This window comes from Pacificibacter sp. (genome assembly GCF_039769035.1).
GTDB lineage: Bacteria > Pseudomonadota > Alphaproteobacteria > Rhodobacterales > Rhodobacteraceae > Celeribacter.
In genome coordinates, this window is the sequence record NZ_JBDMZG010000020.1 from 24873 (window position 1) to 41744 (window position 16872).

Genomic DNA, 16872 nt, shown 5'->3' on the forward strand with positions numbered 1-16872 from the left:
CAAGGCGCGTATACTGCTTTGAATTTGCATTAAATGTTTTTGAAGGTTTGCAGAACATACTGATTGGGTAAGCGCTCAGCGCAATAACTTTGATTCATAAGGTCACTGCGTTGCCCAGTAGGTTTACCGATATATTCTTAAGGCTTCGGTCGCGTGGCTATTTTCCCGCATGGATGGCGACCATCGGTGTTATCGTTTCATTTTTCTTCGGCGAATATCAGGTTCGAACGGCCTATATGCAGAATGCGCGTGCACACGCCTATGACGAGGCGGCCTTGCTGCGCTCGCAGCTTGAGGGGCAACTCAACGCCGATATCCAACTGGTTCAAGGGCTGATTGCAATTCTGCAGTTGTCGCCAAACATGAGTCAAAAGCAATTTAGCGCACTGGCGGAAAATGTTGTTGGTGACAAAAAGGAATTCATCAACATCGCTGTCGCGCCGGATTTGGTCGTCAAAATGGTCTACCCGTATGAGGCCAATAAGTATGTTCTAGGGTTGGATTATGCCCAACACGAGGCACAGCGTGGCGCTGTGCAACGCGTCAAAGACAGCGGCCAGTTTGTTATGGCGGGCCCCGTGGATCTTGTGCAAGGCGGGCAGGGATTTATTGGTCGGTTTCCAATTTTTGTCCCTGACGGCGTTGAACAGAAATTTTGGGGCATCACATCAGCCGTTTTGGATATCAATGCGCTCTACGAAGCATCAGGTCTAACCCGCCCAGATGCAGAAATAGATATTGCGCTAAAGGGCGCGGACGGCACCGGCGCGGATGGCGACTTGTTTTACGGTGACGCGGCCTTTTTTGAGAACGATCCCGTGCTGCTCGATGTGGTTCTCCCTGTGGGTACATGGCAACTCGCAGCCGTTCCTGTCGGAGGCTGGCCACATCACCCGCATATTGTGGTGTGGCTCAGGCTGGTGATGTTCATTGCTGCCGCATTGATCATTGTTCCAACCTTTTTGGCGTGTGATCTGTCGCAGAGACGGCAAAATACCATCACAATGCTGCGCATACGAGAGGCTGAGCTTAAAGCCAAACAACTTGAGCTCGTTCAACTGTCGACGGTCGCAAAAAATGCGTCTGACAGCATTATACTGACCGATCCGCACAGTAACATCATTTGGACCAATGACGCATTCACGATGATGACGGGATACACGGCAGAGCATGCGTTAGGCAAAAATCCGGGGGAATTGCTAAATGGCCCCAAGACGGATCCGAATACGATCAACGACATCATTGACCATCAAGCGCGCGGCGAAACCTTTCGAACGCAAATTCTGAACTATACGCAAGCCAAAGAAGAAATCTGGGTCGATACACATTTGGTTCCTGTGCGCGATGAAGCAGGAAACGTGACAATGGTCGTGGGAATCGAACGCGATATTACGCAGGCCAAAACCTACGAACTGGAACTGGCGGCCGCAAAGCTTGCGGCCGAACAGTCAGAAAAAGCTAAGTCAGAATTTCTGGCCAATATGAGCCACGAAATCCGCACACCAATGAACGGCATTGTCGGGATGGCAGACATTCTTGCTGAGACAAAACTAACTGACGCGGACAAGCAATGCGTGGACAGTATTCGACAGTCGTCTCAGGCTTTGCTCGCGATCATCAATGACATTTTGGATATGTCGCGCCTTGAAGCTGGCAAGCTGTCGCTCGCCGACGTCAACTTTGATCTTAGATCATGTGTTGATGCAGTCGTTGACGTTGTCACTCCAGCTGCACGCGACAAGGGTCTTTCGATTTCGGTTGAATACCAAGACGATGTGCCAACAAGTGTCCGTGCGGATTCCGGTCGTCTTCGCCAAATTTTACTAAATTTGCTCGGCAATGCGGTGAAGTTTACCGACGTCGGTCACTTGAATATTCGTGTTGGACATGCGCGAGACGATCGCCACCGTTTGACCTTTGCTGTGCAAGACACAGGGATCGGGCTCGATGAAACGGAAGTGGCGAGCATTTTTGATCGTTTCTCGCAAGCAGACGGCGCGCGAACGCGTGCCTTCGGTGGCGCAGGGCTGGGATTGGCAATTTCTCGCCATCTGGCCGAACTCATGGGCGGAGGGGTCGATGTGACCTCGCGTTCGGGGCAGGGCAGTTGCTTTACCTTAACCATTCAATGTCGGCCGCCCACTGCACCCATTGAAGACAGTTCGACCGCGCAAGAACTCGATTTCAGTATGCTTCAAGGATGTCGTGTTCTTGTCGCTGATGACAACCGCACAAATCGATTGTTGATTCAGAAATATCTTTCAGAATTTGATGTGGAAATCGTTGAGGCCGAAAATGGACAGGTTGCCCTTGATAAATGCCTTGGGTTCCGTCCGCACGTTATTTTGATGGACATGTCGATGCCTGAAATGGATGGCCTAAGTGCTGCAAAAGCCATACGAGAGCTGCCCATACCGCGACCGTCTATTATCGCGATCACGGCCAATGCTTTTTCGAGTGACCGCAAGGCATGTTTGGACGCAGGAATGGATGATTTTTTGGCGAAGCCAGTCAAAAAACAAGATCTCATCGCGGGGATCATTTCCAGTTTGGGAGCTTGACGTGTGGAACATCAATGTGCCCGTTTTTGATCTGCTCAGACCTTTGCGCAACAGCGGCGCACCAGTTTCACAAAGATGTTCATGCAAGGCCTTTTGGCAGAGAGACATAGCGCCCCGTTCGACAAATTTTGTATCAATGCGTAGTGGCGATGAATTGTTGACGCGCTTGGGGCGTGCAGGGTGTTTGTCACGCAGGCATGGTAACCTTATCTTAGGAAGATATTGGTTGTTTTGGGCACGAATTGGCGCGTGGCAGGACCTGGTGTGCTGCGCCTCTTGGAAAACGGTGCCGAAAGTCCTAGGTGTTAGGTGTAAATGCGAACAAAAGTGAGGCGCTGCAATGCTCAATCATGAAAGTTTCAGTGGACGTCCAGCGATCCGCGGGGCCATTGGTGTTTTTGCAGTCTTTGCGGGCACGCTGCCTGCGCATGCAGCCCCAGTTGATGACTTGATGGACTTAATGAAGTTCCCTGAAGTGATTGAGGTACTGGTCGATGAAGGTCGCGGTATTGGGGATGATATGTCCGACGATGAACTGGGGGTGCCTCGGTTCTTGTGGCAAAACATGATCAATTCCCTTTACGACGAAGAAGTTATGACAGCAGCGTTTAAGCAAGAGCTGTCGGCTGCGTTCGGAACCTTTGATCTATCGCCAGTCATCGCGTTTTATGACAGCGATTTGGGACAGGAAATTGCGCAACTGGAACTGGATGCGCGCAAAGCTGTGTCAGATGAAGCGGTTTTGTCGGCCGCAGGCGATCTTTGGGCTGACCTCGCGCCGGACAGCGAACGGGCAATGCTTATTGAAGAATATGTTGTCACCAACGATCTTATCGAAATGAACGTTGTTGGGTCGTTGAACTCGGATATGGCATACTATCGTGGGCTCAGCGAAGTTGCAGGCAACGGCGTTGGCCCTAGTGATTCAGACATTATGCGCGAGGTCTGGGCTTCAGAGCCTGATGCGCGCGCGCACATCACGGAGTGGGTCTACGGGTTTTCGACCTTGGCCTATGAACCGCTTGAGTTCGCCGAATTTGATGCCTATATCGAATTTGGCAAGACCGAGGCAGGACAGGTTTTAAACACTGCGTTATTTGCTGCGTTCGACAAGGTTTATGCTGATTTGGCGCGTGGCCTTGGGGCAGGAACGGCTTTGCTGTTTCAAACGCATGAGGGCCAAGATTTGTAGCGTGACAGACTTTTGCGGTTTTGCGCGCAAATTCACGCTGTTTGCTGTGATCTTTGCTTGACTTATCCCTTTGGATTCTCGATATACGCGCCACTCGGCGTGCTTTTGGTGCGACCGAGCGCTATTGTTTTGGAAAAATCCTATATGTACTTAGGCCCCAAGCAATAGGTTTAGATAATCTCGTCCCCACGGAGGGACGCGCTGTTCGAGGTACCAAACTCTGGCGCGGTTAAGGCAACTTAGCAGCAAAAGGACCAAAGAACGCGGGTATATTGAAAGGACGACTGCATGTTCGCAGTTCTGAAAACTGGCGGTAAGCAATACAAAGTACAAAGCGGTGACGTTTTGCGCGTAGAAAAGCTTGCTGTCGCAGCTGGTGAAACAATCCAGTTCAACGAGATTCTCATGGTTGGCTCCACAGTGGGCGCACCTTTGGTTGAAGGCGCAGGCGTTCAAGCTGAAGTGATCGACCAGATCAAAGGCGAAAAGCTCATCAACTTCGTTAAGCGTCGTCGTAAGCACTCTTCCAAGCGTACCAAGGGTCACCGTCAGCAGCTCACTTTGCTGCGCATCACGGACATCCTTGAAACAGGTGCTGATGCAACGGGCGTAAAAGCCGCTGTTGGTGCAAGCCTTGCACGTAAAGAAGCCCACGGCAAAGGTGCTGGCGCTGCCGCTCCTAAAGCTGCTGCTAAACAATCTGCTCCGAAAGCTGCGCCTGCAGCCGCTGGTTCAGACGATTTGACTGCGATCACAGGTGTTGGTCCAGCTGCTGCTAAGAAATTGGCAGACGCAGGTATCACAACTTTCGCAGCACTCGCAGCTGTAGACGTTGACACATTTGACGCAGTCAAAGTGAAAGCGGACTGGGTTGATCAAGCCAAAGCTTTGGCGAAGTAAGTAGAGTTTAGGAGAGCACACCATGGCACATAAAAAAGCAGGCGGTTCATCCCGCAACGGTCGCGACTCAGCTGGTCGTCGTCTCGGCGTTAAACTCTACGGTGGTGAGGCTGCTATTGCAGGCAACATCATCGTGCGTCAGCGCGGTACGAAGTTTTACCCAGGTGAAGGCGTTGGCCTTGGCAAAGATCACACGATCTTCGCAACTGTTGACGGCAATGTGAAATTTCACAAAGGCCTTAAAAAACGTACTTTCATCTCTGTGCTTCCAGTGGCAGAGGCCGCTGAATAAGCCGACCTTGATGGTATAAAATTCAAGGGATCGGCCTTCGGGTCGGTCCCTTTTTCTATGCGGTCATTGCGAAATAGCGCCGTCACACTATGTGTTTATTAAGATTGTATGGCTAAGCCATTAGCCGAGTATAAAATCTGCCACAGCACCCCTTGGGAGGGGCGGTGCTGATGTAAGCACTCTTCGAGGAGGAGAGACATGAAATTGGATCAAACGATCGAGCGCGGACTTAAAGTAACGCAAACGTCAATTGAGACAGAGCGTTTTACTCTGCGTGCGCCACGTCAATCTGATGTGGGGCTGTTGTCGATGTATGCCAGCGATAAACGCGTGGCTGAGGCATCTCGGTCCTTACCTCATCCGTTGCCTCCAGGGTCAACGGAAGCGTTTATTGAGCGCTCTTTGGATCCAAAAGTGCCGCTCTACACCTACATCATTGATGGGGCTGCCGCTGGGCTTTCCGAAGTGTTGGGCGTTATGCAAATGAAGCCGATCGAACGGGGTCAGTCTGAAGTTAGCTTTTGGGTGGCGCCGTCGTTTTGGGGCACTGGCATTGCATCCTCGGCGTTGAATGCATTGGTGGCTGCCAACCCGCTTGGTGATAAAACAATGTTTGCGGAAATTTTCCAAGACAACCAAGCCTCTGCACGCGTCGTGACCAATGCGGGTTTTGAGTATTTGGGCGATGCGGAAACCTATAGTGTTGCACGCGCTGCTATTGTTCCGACATGGACCTATGTTTGTAAGCTTGATTAAGCCTGTGGTGTGATCGGGGCGTCCATTTAAACAAGGCCCCCGTGATGATCTAAATGAGCAAAGCTCCGAGCATTTCTAAGAGTTAGCGCTTTGAATGCTAGGGAATCTCTAAAAACTTACCAAAGCTGATGGAAAAGAGGGGAAAACACATCGTTTTGCTCTTACGCCCGCGTGCAATCACGCGCATAAGGCGCATTGAATTTGCCCGTTGGGCGCGTTAAGTCTCGGGTCTGAAAGGATCACCACATGAAATTTCTCGATCTTTGCAAAGTTTACATTCGATCAGGCTCAGGCGGTAACGGCTGTGTCTCGTTTCGGCGTGAGAAATACATCGAGTACGGTGGTCCAAACGGCGGTGACGGTGGTAAAGGCGGCAACGTGATTATCGAAGCTGTCGATGGTCTCAACACGCTGATCGATTTCCGTTACCAGCAGCACTTTTTTGCCCAAAACGGCCAAAGCGGCATGGGCAGCAATCGTACGGGTAAAGATGGCAAAGACATCTATCTGCGCGTGCCTGCTGGGACTGAGATCTTGGACGAAGACCAAGAAACAGTTTTGTACGATGTGACTGAAGTTGGACAAAAAATCGTGCTGGCCAAGGGCGGCAACGGTGGTTGGGGCAACTTGCACTTTAAGTCGTCCACCAACCAAGCGCCGCGCACTGCGAACCCTGGTCAGGAAGGGATTGATCGTACCATTTGGATGCGCCTGAAATTGATCGCGGATGCGGGTCTTTTGGGCATGCCAAATGCTGGCAAATCAACCTTCTTGTCCGTGACATCAAATGCGCGCCCCAAAGTGGCGGATTACCCGTTTACCACGATGCACCCAAACCTCGGGGTTGTTGGCATCGACAATACGGAATTTGTGGTTGCTGACATCCCTGGCCTGATTGCTGGCGCGTCCGAAGGGCGTGGTCTTGGCGATTTGTTCCTTGGGCACGTTGAACGCTGTGCGGTGTTGTTGCACCTTGTGGATGGAACGTCCGAAGATGTGGCACATGATTACAATGTGATCATTGGCGAGATTTCAAACTACACCGAAGAGCTCGGCGATAAGCCTCGGATCACAGTGCTTAACAAAGTGGACAGCCTGACCGAAGACGAAATCGTTGAGAAAAAAGCCGCATTGGAAGCTGCAAGTGGTGGGCGTGTTTACACGATGTCCGGCGTAAGCCGCGATGGTGTTGACACCGTCTTGCGCGCGCTGAAAGCTGAAATTTCTATGGATCGCTTGCGGACCAAAAAAGCCGACGGAGGCGATGAGGAAGAAACATCGTGGCGACCTTAAACGACGCAAAACGGATTGTAATAAAGATCGGCTCGGCGCTGTTGGTTGAAAACGGCGCCTTGCGTGCGACGTGGCTTGCCGCATTGGCTCAAGATGTAGCGATGCTGAAAGCACGCGGTGCGGATGTAATTTTGGTGTCGTCGGGGTCGATTGCCTTGGGGCGCGGCCTTTTAAATTTGCCAGCCACGGAATTGTCACTTGAACAGTCTCAGGCCTGTGCATCTGTTGGGCAAATTCGCTTGGCGCGCGCGTATCAAGAGGGGTTAGAGCCCCACGGGATCACCACAGCGCAAGTTCTTTTGACATTGGAAGACACCGCAGATCGCCGCCGGTATTTGAATTCACGTGCCACGCTTGAGGCGCTATTGGCGCTTGGCGTTGTGCCGATTGTGAATGAAAACGACACCGTGGCCACTGACGAAATTCGTTATGGCGACAATGACCGTTTGGCGGCGCAAATTGCTGTGACTGTGGGGGCAGACCAGTTGGTTCTGTTGTCTGATATTGATGGGCTGTACACGGCCAATCCCAATACAGATGCCTCTGCCAAGCACATTCCACGCGTCACTGAAATCACATCTGATATCGAAGATATGGCAGGGGATCCCGTCTCTGGATTGTCCAAAGGTGGGATGAAAACCAAGGTCATGGCAGCAAAAACCGCGATGGCGGGGGGCTGTGCGATGGTGATCACTCAAGGCGCAGTTGAGCGCCCGCTCAAAGCCTTATCAGATGGCGCTTTGGCGACGTGGTTTTTACCGACAGTTGACCCAAAGGGCGCGCGCAAGAATTGGATAGGCGCGATGAAACCCAAAGGGGCTGTCATGGTGGATGCAGGTGCAGTCATTGCGTTGAAAGCTGGTAAATCATTGCTGCCCGCAGGAATCACGGAGGTGTCAGGCCAATTCGGCCGTGGCGACCCAGTCGAGATTTTGGGACCTGAGAGCGTGCGGGTTGGTGTGGGGCTTATTCGGTATACGGCGGATGAAGCGGCGCAGATCCAAGGCGCGCAGACAAAAGATATTCAAGCGATCCTTGGCTACGCAGGCCGAGCCGCGATGATCCATAGGGATGATATGGTACTATGACCAAAGATTTGAACATAACCGAGCTGATGCAAGACATTGGTAAGCGCGCAAAAGCAGCTGCTGCTGAATTGGCATACGCCTCTGCTGAGCGCAAACACGCAGCGTTGATTGGGGCCGCCGAAGCGATTTGGGCACGGCGTGCTGAGATTATTGCTGCCAACGAAAAAGACATGGAATTTGGCCGCGACAAAGGTCTGAACAACGCGATGCTTGACCGGTTGATGTTAGACGAAGACCGCATTCGTGGAATCATGGATGCCTTGCGCACGATTGCAGAGCAAAAGGACCCTGTCGGCGATGTGATCGCGGAATGGGATATGCCTTCAGGGTTGCACATCAAACGCACGCGCACGCCTTTGGGTGTCATTGGCGTGATCTATGAATCGCGGCCCAATGTGACAGCCGATGCTGGCGCTTTGTGTTTGAAAGCGGGCAATGCGGTGATTTTGCGCGGCGGCTCTGAGAGCTTTCATTCCTCTGGTTTGATCCATGAGTGTTTGGTCGATGGCCTTGTGAAAGCTGGCCTGCCTGCCGATGCCATTCAACGCGTGCCAACACGTGATCGTGCGGCCGTCAGCGAAATGTTGGCCATGACAGACTATGTGGACGTGATCGTGCCACGTGGTGGTAAAGGGCTTGTTGGCCTTGTGCAACGCGAAGCACGTGTGCCTGTGTTTGCGCACCTTGAGGGCATTGTGCATGTGTTTATGGACGCGTCCAGCGACCCTAAAAAGGCGATGGATGTGGTGATCAACGCCAAAACGCGCCGCACTGGCATTTGTGGTGCCGCAGAATGTTTGCTTGTTCACAAGGACTTAGCGTGCACTCTTGGTGTTGATGTGATCAAGGCGTTGATGGAGGCTGGAATCGAAGTGCGTGGTGATGAGACCTTGCAATCTATCGAAGGCGTGGTGCCTGCATCTGAGGACGACTGGGGCTGTGAATATGCGGATAGCATCATCGCGGCCAAAGTTGTTGACGATATTGATGGTGCCATTGCGCATATTCATCAGTATTCTTCGTCACACACGGATTGCATTATTTCGGAGACACCAGACAATGTTGCCAAGTTCTTTGAGCGGATCGACAGTGCGATTTTGATGCACAATTCATCGACGCAATTTGCCGATGGTGGCGAATTTGGCATGGGCGGTGAGATTGGTATCGCGACGGGCAAAATGCATGCTCGTGGGCCTGTTGGGGCGGAACAACTGACGTCATTCAAGTATCTTGTCACGTCAAACGGTGCGACCCGCGGATAAGCGACACAGTGTTGAAATGCGAAAGGCGCGTCCATCATGGGCGCGCCTTTATTATTGCCAAAGGACGACTTCTCGCCGGAGGATCAAACCCGCCTAAGCGGTCAGGCGCAGTGAGCCATCGTCTGTTTGGATGGCGATGCGCCGCTCAAGAAGCTCGGCTTGCAAGGGCGCGAGGATGAATTGCACCTCAGAGGGTTTCAGCCCGTCAGAGGTTGCTGGTGCGCCCAAGCGCGCCCAAAGATCGGGTGAGGGCTCAAGCCTATCCGCGCGTGCGCAAATGCTCCATTGTCCTTCTTCATTTTGAATGTTGATCACACCGCCGCGCGGCAAAGCCGTTTCCACACACATCATCATCAAACAGGCGAGTTTGACCTCTGTGCGCAGCATGTCGGCTTCAGGTTGCCACACATAGGTCAGACGTTTGGTGCTGAGCGCATTGAGAATGGACACCATTTCTTGGCGGCCTGTCATTTGCCCCGGTGAAGCCATGCCGAACGCAATGCGGAAAAATTTCACACGTGCATTTGCATTGTCGACACTATCCGCGATAAGGCTGAGCTCAGGTCCAGTGTCTTGGCTGGACATGCCGAGCAATTCAACGCCGTTTGAAATCGCGCCGACAGGGCTGATAAGGTCATGGCAAATGCGAGAGCCAATCATGGCGGCGATGTCTCGGGTCATATCTTTTGTCATAGTGTCTCCTGCGTGAGGCCGAATTAGGAATGTGCGACGATGGACGATTTAAATGCGATGTTGGAACCTGGTCAGATCGTGCGCCATCCAGCCCAAGACGATTGGGGCAAGGGGCAGGTTCAATCCAATATCAACGGCAAGTTGACCGTGATGTTTGAACAGGTTGGCAAAATCGTCATTGATAGTCGTCGTGTGGCACTCCTTCCTGTGTTTGATGCACTGGACTAATCCAGTGTTGCGCTAGTTGGCTTGATGCTATCTATGGTGGATGATTGAATTTTTGTTGCAACTTAAAAGTGTGCATCTTGAGTTGTTTCAACCTGCTGTGTTGCATTGATGCCGTGAAGCACGTAGAACCCGCGCACCGCACCCTTTTTAAAAAGACCCCCAATGAGTGAATCCGACCACAAGTTCGAATTGCGCTTCGCGACCAGCGTACAAGACATGCGCGCAGCACAGCGTCTTCGCTATCGGGTCTTTGTAGAAGAGCTCGGCTCCAGCGGTGATTTGGTTGATCACGTCGCACAATTGGAAGCCGATAGGTTTGATCCCGCCTATGATCATCTGATGTTGATCGACAAGGCGCGCTCAAGTGATCCGCTTGAGCAATGCGTTGGCGTCTACAGACTTTTGACGGGGGAAAAGGCCGAGGAAATCGGCGGTTTCTATACCGAAAGCGAATATGATCTAAGTGTTCTAAAGGCCTCTGGTAAACGGTTGCTTGAACTTGGACGATCATGTGTTGCTGCAGAATATCGTGGTGGAACAGCGCTTTACCATATGTGGGCAGGGCTGGCGAAATACGTTTTCGAGGGCGGATTTGATGTGCTTTTTGGTGTGGCGTCTTTTCACGGCACGGATATCTGCAAATTGGCAGAACCTTTATCGTTATTGCACCACCGCCATCTTGCCCCAGAAAATTTGCGCGTGCGCGCGATCGAAGATCAGTTTCAAAACATGGATTTGATTGCTGAAGACGCAATCGACCGACGCTCTGCGATGCTGTCTGTGCCGGCCTTGATCAAGGCCTATTTGCGGCTTGGTGGCACCGTGGGTGAGGGCGCGTTTGTCGATCATGCCTTCAACACCATTGATGTGTGTTTGATCTTGGATATTGCGCAAGTGTCTCCGCGACAAAAAGAAATGTATACGCGAGAGCGGATCAGATGAGCGCCCCGCTTTGGGACAGCAAAATTCCGGCGACGGAACCGGAGACGGAGCGATTTGATTGGCTGCGGGTTGTTGTGCGCGGCGTACCGATTTTTGCACTGATCCTTGTGTGCTTGCCTTTGATGATGCTGACGCGAGGTGTTGAAAGCCTGATTGTTGGGGCGCGTCGCCCTTGGTCATCGGTCTTTCCACGCTTTGTGTCACGAATGTCTTTGCGGGTGATGGGGATCCCTTTGCACACGATAGGCACACCGATGAAACACCACGGCGCTGTGGTTGCCAATCATTCGACTTGGCTCGATATTTTTTCGCTCAATGCCTGTCAGCGCGTGTTTTTCGTGTCTAAGGCAGAGGTGGCCAAGTGGCCGGGCATCGGACCGCTTGCGCGGGCTTCTGGGACCGTGTTTATCGCGCGTGATCGCAAAGATGCGGCGCGCCAAAAGATTTTGTTCGAAGAGCGTTTGCACATGGGGCACAAACTTTTGTTTTTCCCCGAGGGAACGTCGACGGACAGTTTGCGGGTTTTACCCTTTAAGCCCACTTTGTTTGCAGCATTTTTCGCACCTGAATTGATCGAAGAAGTGTACATCCAGCCTGTATCGGTACGCTACACCGCCCCCAAAGGAGCAGAGCCACGGTTTTATGGCTGGTGGGGCGATATGGAGTTTGCGCCGTCGCTGATCAAGTATCTAAAGACCCGCAAACAAGGTGCGATCACTGTCGTTTTTCATGACCCAATTGCGGTGAAAGACGTGCCAAACCGCAAAGACATGGCGCGTCTTTGTGAAGAGGCGGTGCGTTCAGGTTTGCCGGACATCCCAAACGAATACATTAACGTTTGATGTGACAGGCCCGCGTTCTACGCTGCCGCTATTGCCTTATTCCATAGCTGCAATGAGCGTGCCGAGTGCAGCGCTTGGGTCGTCTTGGCCCCAAATTTCGTCGCCAATGGCAAAGAAATCAGTGTGTGGTGTCAGCGACTTGATGGTGTCGATGTCGAGCGCGCCTTCGGCGACGACGGGCACTTCGATCATGGCGGACCACCATTCGAACAGTTCTTTTTCAGCTTGTGCGCCTGTGCCCAAGGCACTTGACCCTGCGGGGCCAAAGGAAACGTAGTCTGCGCCAATTTCGCCTGCAGTCATGCCGTCATGACGCGTTGTGCCGCAAAAGGAACCGACGATTGCATCTGCGCCAAGGGTTTTGCGCACATCGCGCAAGGAACGTGCGCCATCAAGCAAGTGCACCCCATCCAGCCCGTGTTTTTCCGCCAAAGCGACATGTGAATCGATCACAATGGCCACGTCTTTCGCATGGCAAATCTCGCGCAGTGCATCGGCTGCGCGGCCCAATTCCACTTCGTCTTTGCTGGCCAAGGCCAAACGAACGCAGCCAATTTCGTGATCTTCCAAAACCTGCGCCAAAAGCGGTGAGAAGGTCTCAAGATCAAAAGCTGAAGGCGTCAAAAGATAGATTTGTGGCACTTCAGATTGAGCGTTGTGATCAGACATGGGCGACTCCTTTGGCGTTTGGCTCGTGATAACGGTTTTTTTATGCGGATAAAAGGGTTTGCAGTGGCAGCCGATGCAGGGCTTTGCTTGCGATTTTTCCGATCTCGGCCTATGACGCGGATCAGACCAATCGCGCAGCCTGCGCGTGCACAGAATAAAGGTGTCCAATCATGTCCGATGATCCTCAAGAATTCGAGCTGTCCGGCCCAACGCCTGCATTTGTGTTGGTGCGTCCTCAGATGGGCGAAAACATCGGCGGTGCTGCGCGGGCCATGTGGAATTTCGGTCTTGATCGGATGCGCATTGTGGATCCGCGCGATGGCTGGCCCAATCAAAAAGCGGTCGCCATGGCGTCTGGCGCTGGCCGTTTGCTGGACGAGGCGGGGATGTTTGACACTGTTCCTGATGCTTTGGCCGATTGCGATTTTGTTTTTGCCACGACTGCGCGGATGCGCGACATCACCAAACCTGTGATGTCACCTGAACGCGCGATGGAACATGCCCGCGCGATCATTGCCAAAGGCGGCAAAGTTGGCGTGATGTTTGGGCCTGAACGAGCAGGGCTTGAAAACGAAGATGTGGTCCATGCCAATGCGTTGATCACCGTGCCGATCAACCCTGAGTTTCCTTCCTTGAACCTCGCGCAATGTGTGTTGCTCACGGCGTATGAATGGCGCCGTCAGACCGCCGAAATCGTACCCGAAGTGGTTGAAATGGCCGGCACCGAATGGGCAGGCCATGTTGAGATGGAAAAGCTGGGTGATCATTACGAGGACACGCTGGATCAAGCGGGGTTCTTTTTCCCCGAGGCCAAAGCCGCAAGTATGAAACTCAACTTGCGCAATCTGTGGTCCCGCATGCCAATGACCAAAATGGATGTGCAGATGATGCACGGTATGATGCGGCAGATGAAGCGCTGGAAAGAGCGCGGATCAGACCGCTAGTCAGCGTCTTGGCGCGTCTTTTTCATCAATTCGGCGCGGCAAAGCGTCTTTTGCGGCGCGTGACCGCTTGCTCTTGTGCCATGCGCTGCCTAGGTTCTCACGCAACCATCGCACTCTAAGGGGCATATATCCCATGGCTCAAAAACCAACATCGAAACGTAGCATTTTTGAAGAGGTTGGCACCGACGCCAAACCCGTGAGCATCCCCAAAGGCGGGTTGATCGACACTGGCAAAGCTGGCGCCCGCAAGGGTATCCGTCTTTGGCTCTTGGTGCTCTTTGCGATGGTCATGCTGATGATCGCCGTGGGAGGCATGACGCGTTTGACAGATTCAGGCCTGTCGATCACCGAATGGAAGCCTGTGACTGGGGCAATGCCGCCGATGAGCGCCGAACATTGGGCCACGGAGTTCGAAAAATACAAACAGATTCCAGAATATAAATTGCAAAACGAAGGGATGTCTTTGTCTGAGTTCAAAGCGATTTATTGGTGGGAATGGGGCCACCGCCAATTGGGCCGCACCATTGGTCTGATTTGGGCTTTGGGCTTTTTGGGCTTTGCTGTTGCGCGTAAGATTCCAACGGGTTGGACAAAGAAGCTATTGTTCATTGGTGCTCTTGGCGGGCTTCAGGGCGCAATTGGTTGGTGGATGGTGTCCTCTGGCTTGTCTGGTGATCGTCTTGATGTTGCGTCTTACCGACTGGCCACGCATCTTGGGCTCGCGTTTGTCATTCTTGGATTCATCGCGTGGTATGTGTTTGAGTTGAGCCGCACCGAGGCGGAATTGATGCAAGCGCGTCGGTCGCGTGACGGCAAATTGTTTGGTCTGTCGACCAGCTTGCTTCATCTGGCGTTCTTGCAAATTCTGCTTGGCGCTTTGGTGGCGGGCATTGATGCAGGGCGCGGATTTACGGATTGGCCGCTGATGGGCGGGCAAGTGTTTCCGCCTGATCCTTTTTCAATCACGCCACTGTGGCGCAATTTCTTTGAAGACGCAGGTCTGGTTCAATTCATGCACCGGGTCGCGGGCTATGTCTTGTTCGTCTATGGGCTGTTTGTCTGGTCACGCGGCCGCAAATCGGCGGTCCGCAGCACGCAGGCCAGCTTTAACATGATGGCTGCAATAATGTTTTTGCAGGTCGCTCTGGGCATCGTGACGGTTTTGAACGGCGCGCCGATGCATCTTGGGTTGGCGCACCAGATTGGCGCAGTTGCACTGTTCGTTGCGATCATGCGCGCACGGTTCATGTCGCAGTACCCTAAACAACAATCTGTACGCGGAGACACATAATATGAGCGCTTATTCGGATCTGATGGTGTTTCAAAAAAACACCGAAGCGTTGTCGTCTGTGGCGGGTCGATTGGGATGGGACCAAGAGACAATTATGCCAGAAGGGGCGGCTGCACAGCGCGGCGAAGAGCTTTCTGCGATGGAAACCGTTTTGCACGCACGTCGCACGGATCCGCGCGTCGGGGACTGGCTTGCGGCGATTGATGAGGGCGGACTGGACGCTGTGCAAGCGGCCAACCTGCGTCACATAAAGCGGTCGTATGCGCGCAACACCAAAGTGCCTGCTGCACTGGCTGCGGAAGTTGCCAAGGTCACGTCTATGTCGCAAGGCATTTGGGCTGAGGCGCGCGCCAATGATGATTTCGCGCATTTTGCCCCCACATTCGAACAGGTCGTGGCCTTGAAGCGCGAAGAAGCGTCCGCGCTGGCGGATGGTGGCGAACTTTATGATGCGATGTTGCAAGACTATGAACCTGGCTCATCTGCTGCAGAGCTGTCGGCAATGTTTGGCGCATTGCGCCCGCGCTTGACAGTATTGCGCGACAAAGTTTTGGGCGCGGATCAGCCCAAGGGCGTCAGCGGCACATTCGACGAAGCGGCGCAAATGGCGCTGACCCATGAGGTCGCGAAAAGCTTTGGCTATGATTTCAATCGGGGCCGTATCGACAAGGCTGTGCACCCGTTTTCAAGTGGCTCAGGCACGGATTCGCGGATCACGACGCGCACCTCTGAAGATGATCCGTTCAATTGCCTATATTCCACGATTCACGAAGTTGGCCATGCCTGCTACGAACTTGGCATCGATGATGCGCATCTGTTCACGCCGCTTGGCGCGGGTGTTTCCATGGGCGTGCATGAAAGCCAATCGCGAATTTACGAGAACCAATTGGGTCGTTCACGCGCTTATACCGAATACCTTTACGGCAAGATGCGCGAAAGCTTTGGCGATTTCGGCATCGACAGCGCCGAAGGGTTCTATGCGGCCGTGAACCGCGTCACCCAAGGGTATATTCGCACCGAGAGCGATGAAATTCAGTACAACTTACATGTGCTTTTGCGTTTTGATTTGGAACAGCAAATCATATCCGGCGCCCTAGAGATCAAAGACCTGCCTGAAGCGTGGAATGCGAGGTTTGAGGCTGATTTTGGCGTCAAGGTCGACAAGGTGTCTAACGGCTGTTTGCAAGACGTGCATTGGCCTGTGGGCCTGTTTGGCTATTTCCCGACTTATTCGTTGGGCAATGTCTATGCGGGTTGTTTGAACAAAGCGATGCGCAAAGATGTGTCAGGGATAGATGCTGCATTGGCGCAGGGCGACACATCGCCTGCCACCACATGGCTGCGCGAGAACTTGCAGCAATACGGCGGCTTGCGCACACCACATGACACCATCGTGCATGCCTGCGGATTCGCGCCGAACGAAGTGCCTTTGCTCGACTATCTCGAAGAAAAGTTCAGCGATATTTACGGGCTTTAATCCATGACAAACGTGATGGATAAAGCTGCGCTTCAGGACTATCTGAGCAAGGAGTTTGGTCCGGTGGGGGCCGCTTTGAGCATCGAAGAGGTGACAGAGCAAAGTGTCACCTTGCGACTGACCCCAGAGCAGCACCACATACGTTTGGGCGGGACTGTGTCTGGCCCGAGCTTGTTTATGTTGGCCGATGTTGGGTTCTTTTTTGCGATTCTCGCGCGGCTTGGCCCTGTGGCAATGGCTGTGACAACCAATGCGTCGATTGATTTTATGCGCAAACCTGATGGGGCGAAGCCCGTTTTGGGCGAATGCACTGTTCACAAATTGGGGCGGACTTTGGCCGTTGGGCAGGTGTTGATGCGTAATCCTGGCAGCGACAAAGTTTTGGCGCAGGCGTCAATGACCTATGCGATCCCGCCAAAACGCGACTGATAGGCGCGGCTGA

Annotated in this window: 17 protein-coding genes; 15 read left to right on the forward strand and 2 right to left on the reverse strand. The window is 53.0% G+C overall.

Annotation, left to right across the window (positions count from 1 at the left end; genetic code table 11):
• The first annotated feature begins 110 nt into the window (after positions 1 to 110).
• The 8 genes from ABF287_RS01415 (at position 111) to ABF287_RS01450 (ending at position 9344) form a co-directional block, all read left to right on the forward strand.
• A complete protein-coding gene (locus ABF287_RS01415; RefSeq protein ID WP_347183239.1) occupies positions 111 to 2561 on the forward strand; it encodes an ATP-binding protein in 2451 nt (816 codons plus the stop codon).
• A 340-nt stretch (positions 2562 to 2901) separates the two neighbouring features.
• On the forward strand, positions 2902 to 3753 hold the full coding sequence (locus ABF287_RS01420; RefSeq protein WP_347183240.1) for a hypothetical protein: 852 nt from the start codon (positions 2902 to 2904) through the stop codon (positions 3751 to 3753).
• Positions 3754 to 4041: 288 nt separating this feature from the next.
• Positions 4042 to 4653, forward strand: a complete 612-nt coding sequence (locus ABF287_RS01425; protein WP_347183241.1) for a 50S ribosomal protein L21 — start codon at positions 4042 to 4044, stop codon at positions 4651 to 4653.
• Between the two features lie 22 nt (positions 4654 to 4675).
• Positions 4676 to 4945, forward strand: coding sequence for a 50S ribosomal protein L27 (gene rpmA / locus ABF287_RS01430; protein ID WP_347183242.1), 270 nt, complete (start codon positions 4676 to 4678; stop codon positions 4943 to 4945).
• 198 nt (positions 4946 to 5143) lie between these two features.
• Positions 5144 to 5701 (forward strand): GNAT family protein, encoded by a 558-nt coding sequence (locus ABF287_RS01435; RefSeq protein ID WP_347183243.1) that lies wholly within the window; start codon positions 5144 to 5146, stop codon positions 5699 to 5701.
• 246 nt (positions 5702 to 5947) lie between these two features.
• Positions 5948 to 6994, forward strand: coding sequence for a GTPase ObgE (gene obgE, locus ABF287_RS01440; protein WP_347183244.1), 1047 nt, complete (start codon positions 5948 to 5950; stop codon positions 6992 to 6994).
• Positions 6982 to 8082: a glutamate 5-kinase gene (gene proB / locus ABF287_RS01445; protein WP_347183245.1), complete on the forward strand. Its 1101-nt coding sequence runs from the start codon at positions 6982 to 6984 to the stop codon at positions 8080 to 8082. The genes obgE and proB overlap by 13 nt, the downstream gene beginning before the upstream one ends.
• Positions 8079 to 9344 carry a glutamate-5-semialdehyde dehydrogenase gene (locus ABF287_RS01450; protein WP_347183246.1) on the forward strand — a complete coding sequence of 422 codons (1266 nt, stop codon included), beginning with the start codon at positions 8079 to 8081 and terminating at the stop codon, positions 9342 to 9344. Before proB ends, ABF287_RS01450 begins: the two co-directional genes overlap by 4 nt.
• A 93-nt stretch (positions 9345 to 9437) precedes the next feature.
• Here the strand turns inward: ABF287_RS01450 and ABF287_RS01455 are convergent, their stop codons facing one another.
• On the reverse strand, positions 9438 to 10037 hold the full coding sequence (locus ABF287_RS01455; RefSeq protein WP_347183247.1) for a histidine phosphotransferase family protein: 600 nt from the start codon (positions 10035 to 10037) through the stop codon (positions 9438 to 9440).
• A 39-nt stretch (positions 10038 to 10076) separates the two neighbouring features.
• Between ABF287_RS01455 and ABF287_RS01460 the strand changes: the two genes are divergently transcribed.
• From ABF287_RS01460 to ABF287_RS01470, 3 genes are all read left to right on the forward strand, one after another.
• On the forward strand, positions 10077 to 10265 hold the full coding sequence (locus ABF287_RS01460; RefSeq protein ID WP_347183248.1) for a DUF3553 domain-containing protein: 189 nt from the start codon (positions 10077 to 10079) through the stop codon (positions 10263 to 10265).
• Between the two features lie 162 nt (positions 10266 to 10427).
• Complete coding sequence (locus ABF287_RS01465) at positions 10428 to 11207, forward strand: GNAT family N-acyltransferase (RefSeq protein ID WP_347183249.1); 780 nt, start codon at positions 10428 to 10430, stop codon at positions 11205 to 11207.
• Positions 11204 to 12049 (forward strand): lysophospholipid acyltransferase family protein, encoded by an 846-nt coding sequence (locus tag ABF287_RS01470; RefSeq protein WP_347183250.1) that lies wholly within the window; start codon positions 11204 to 11206, stop codon positions 12047 to 12049. The genes ABF287_RS01465 and ABF287_RS01470 overlap by 4 nt, the downstream gene beginning before the upstream one ends.
• A gap of 36 nt (positions 12050 to 12085) precedes the next feature.
• Here ABF287_RS01470 and ABF287_RS01475 read toward each other — a convergent pair whose 3' ends face one another.
• Positions 12086 to 12718, reverse strand: a complete 633-nt coding sequence (locus ABF287_RS01475) for a thiamine phosphate synthase (RefSeq protein WP_347183251.1) — start codon at positions 12716 to 12718, stop codon at positions 12086 to 12088.
• Positions 12719 to 12888: 170 nt separating this feature from the next.
• On the opposite strand from ABF287_RS01475, the gene ABF287_RS01480 reads away from it, so the two are divergent.
• From ABF287_RS01480 to ABF287_RS01495, 4 genes are all read left to right on the forward strand, one after another.
• Positions 12889 to 13662 (forward strand): RNA methyltransferase, encoded by a 774-nt coding sequence (locus tag ABF287_RS01480; protein ID WP_347183252.1) that lies wholly within the window; start codon positions 12889 to 12891, stop codon positions 13660 to 13662.
• 133 nt (positions 13663 to 13795) lie between these two features.
• The gene (ctaA, locus tag ABF287_RS01485) at positions 13796 to 14953 is read left to right on the forward strand and encodes a heme A synthase (protein WP_347183253.1); all 1158 of its coding nucleotides are present in this window, start codon (positions 13796 to 13798) and stop codon (positions 14951 to 14953) included.
• Between the two features lies 1 nt (position 14954).
• Entirely contained in the window at positions 14955 to 16430 is a 1476-nt protein-coding gene (locus tag ABF287_RS01490; RefSeq protein WP_347183254.1) for a carboxypeptidase M32, read from the forward strand.
• A gap of 3 nt (positions 16431 to 16433) precedes the next feature.
• Positions 16434 to 16859, forward strand: a complete 426-nt coding sequence (locus tag ABF287_RS01495; protein WP_347183255.1) for a PaaI family thioesterase — start codon at positions 16434 to 16436, stop codon at positions 16857 to 16859.
• The last annotated feature ends 13 nt before the right edge of the window (positions 16860 to 16872 follow it).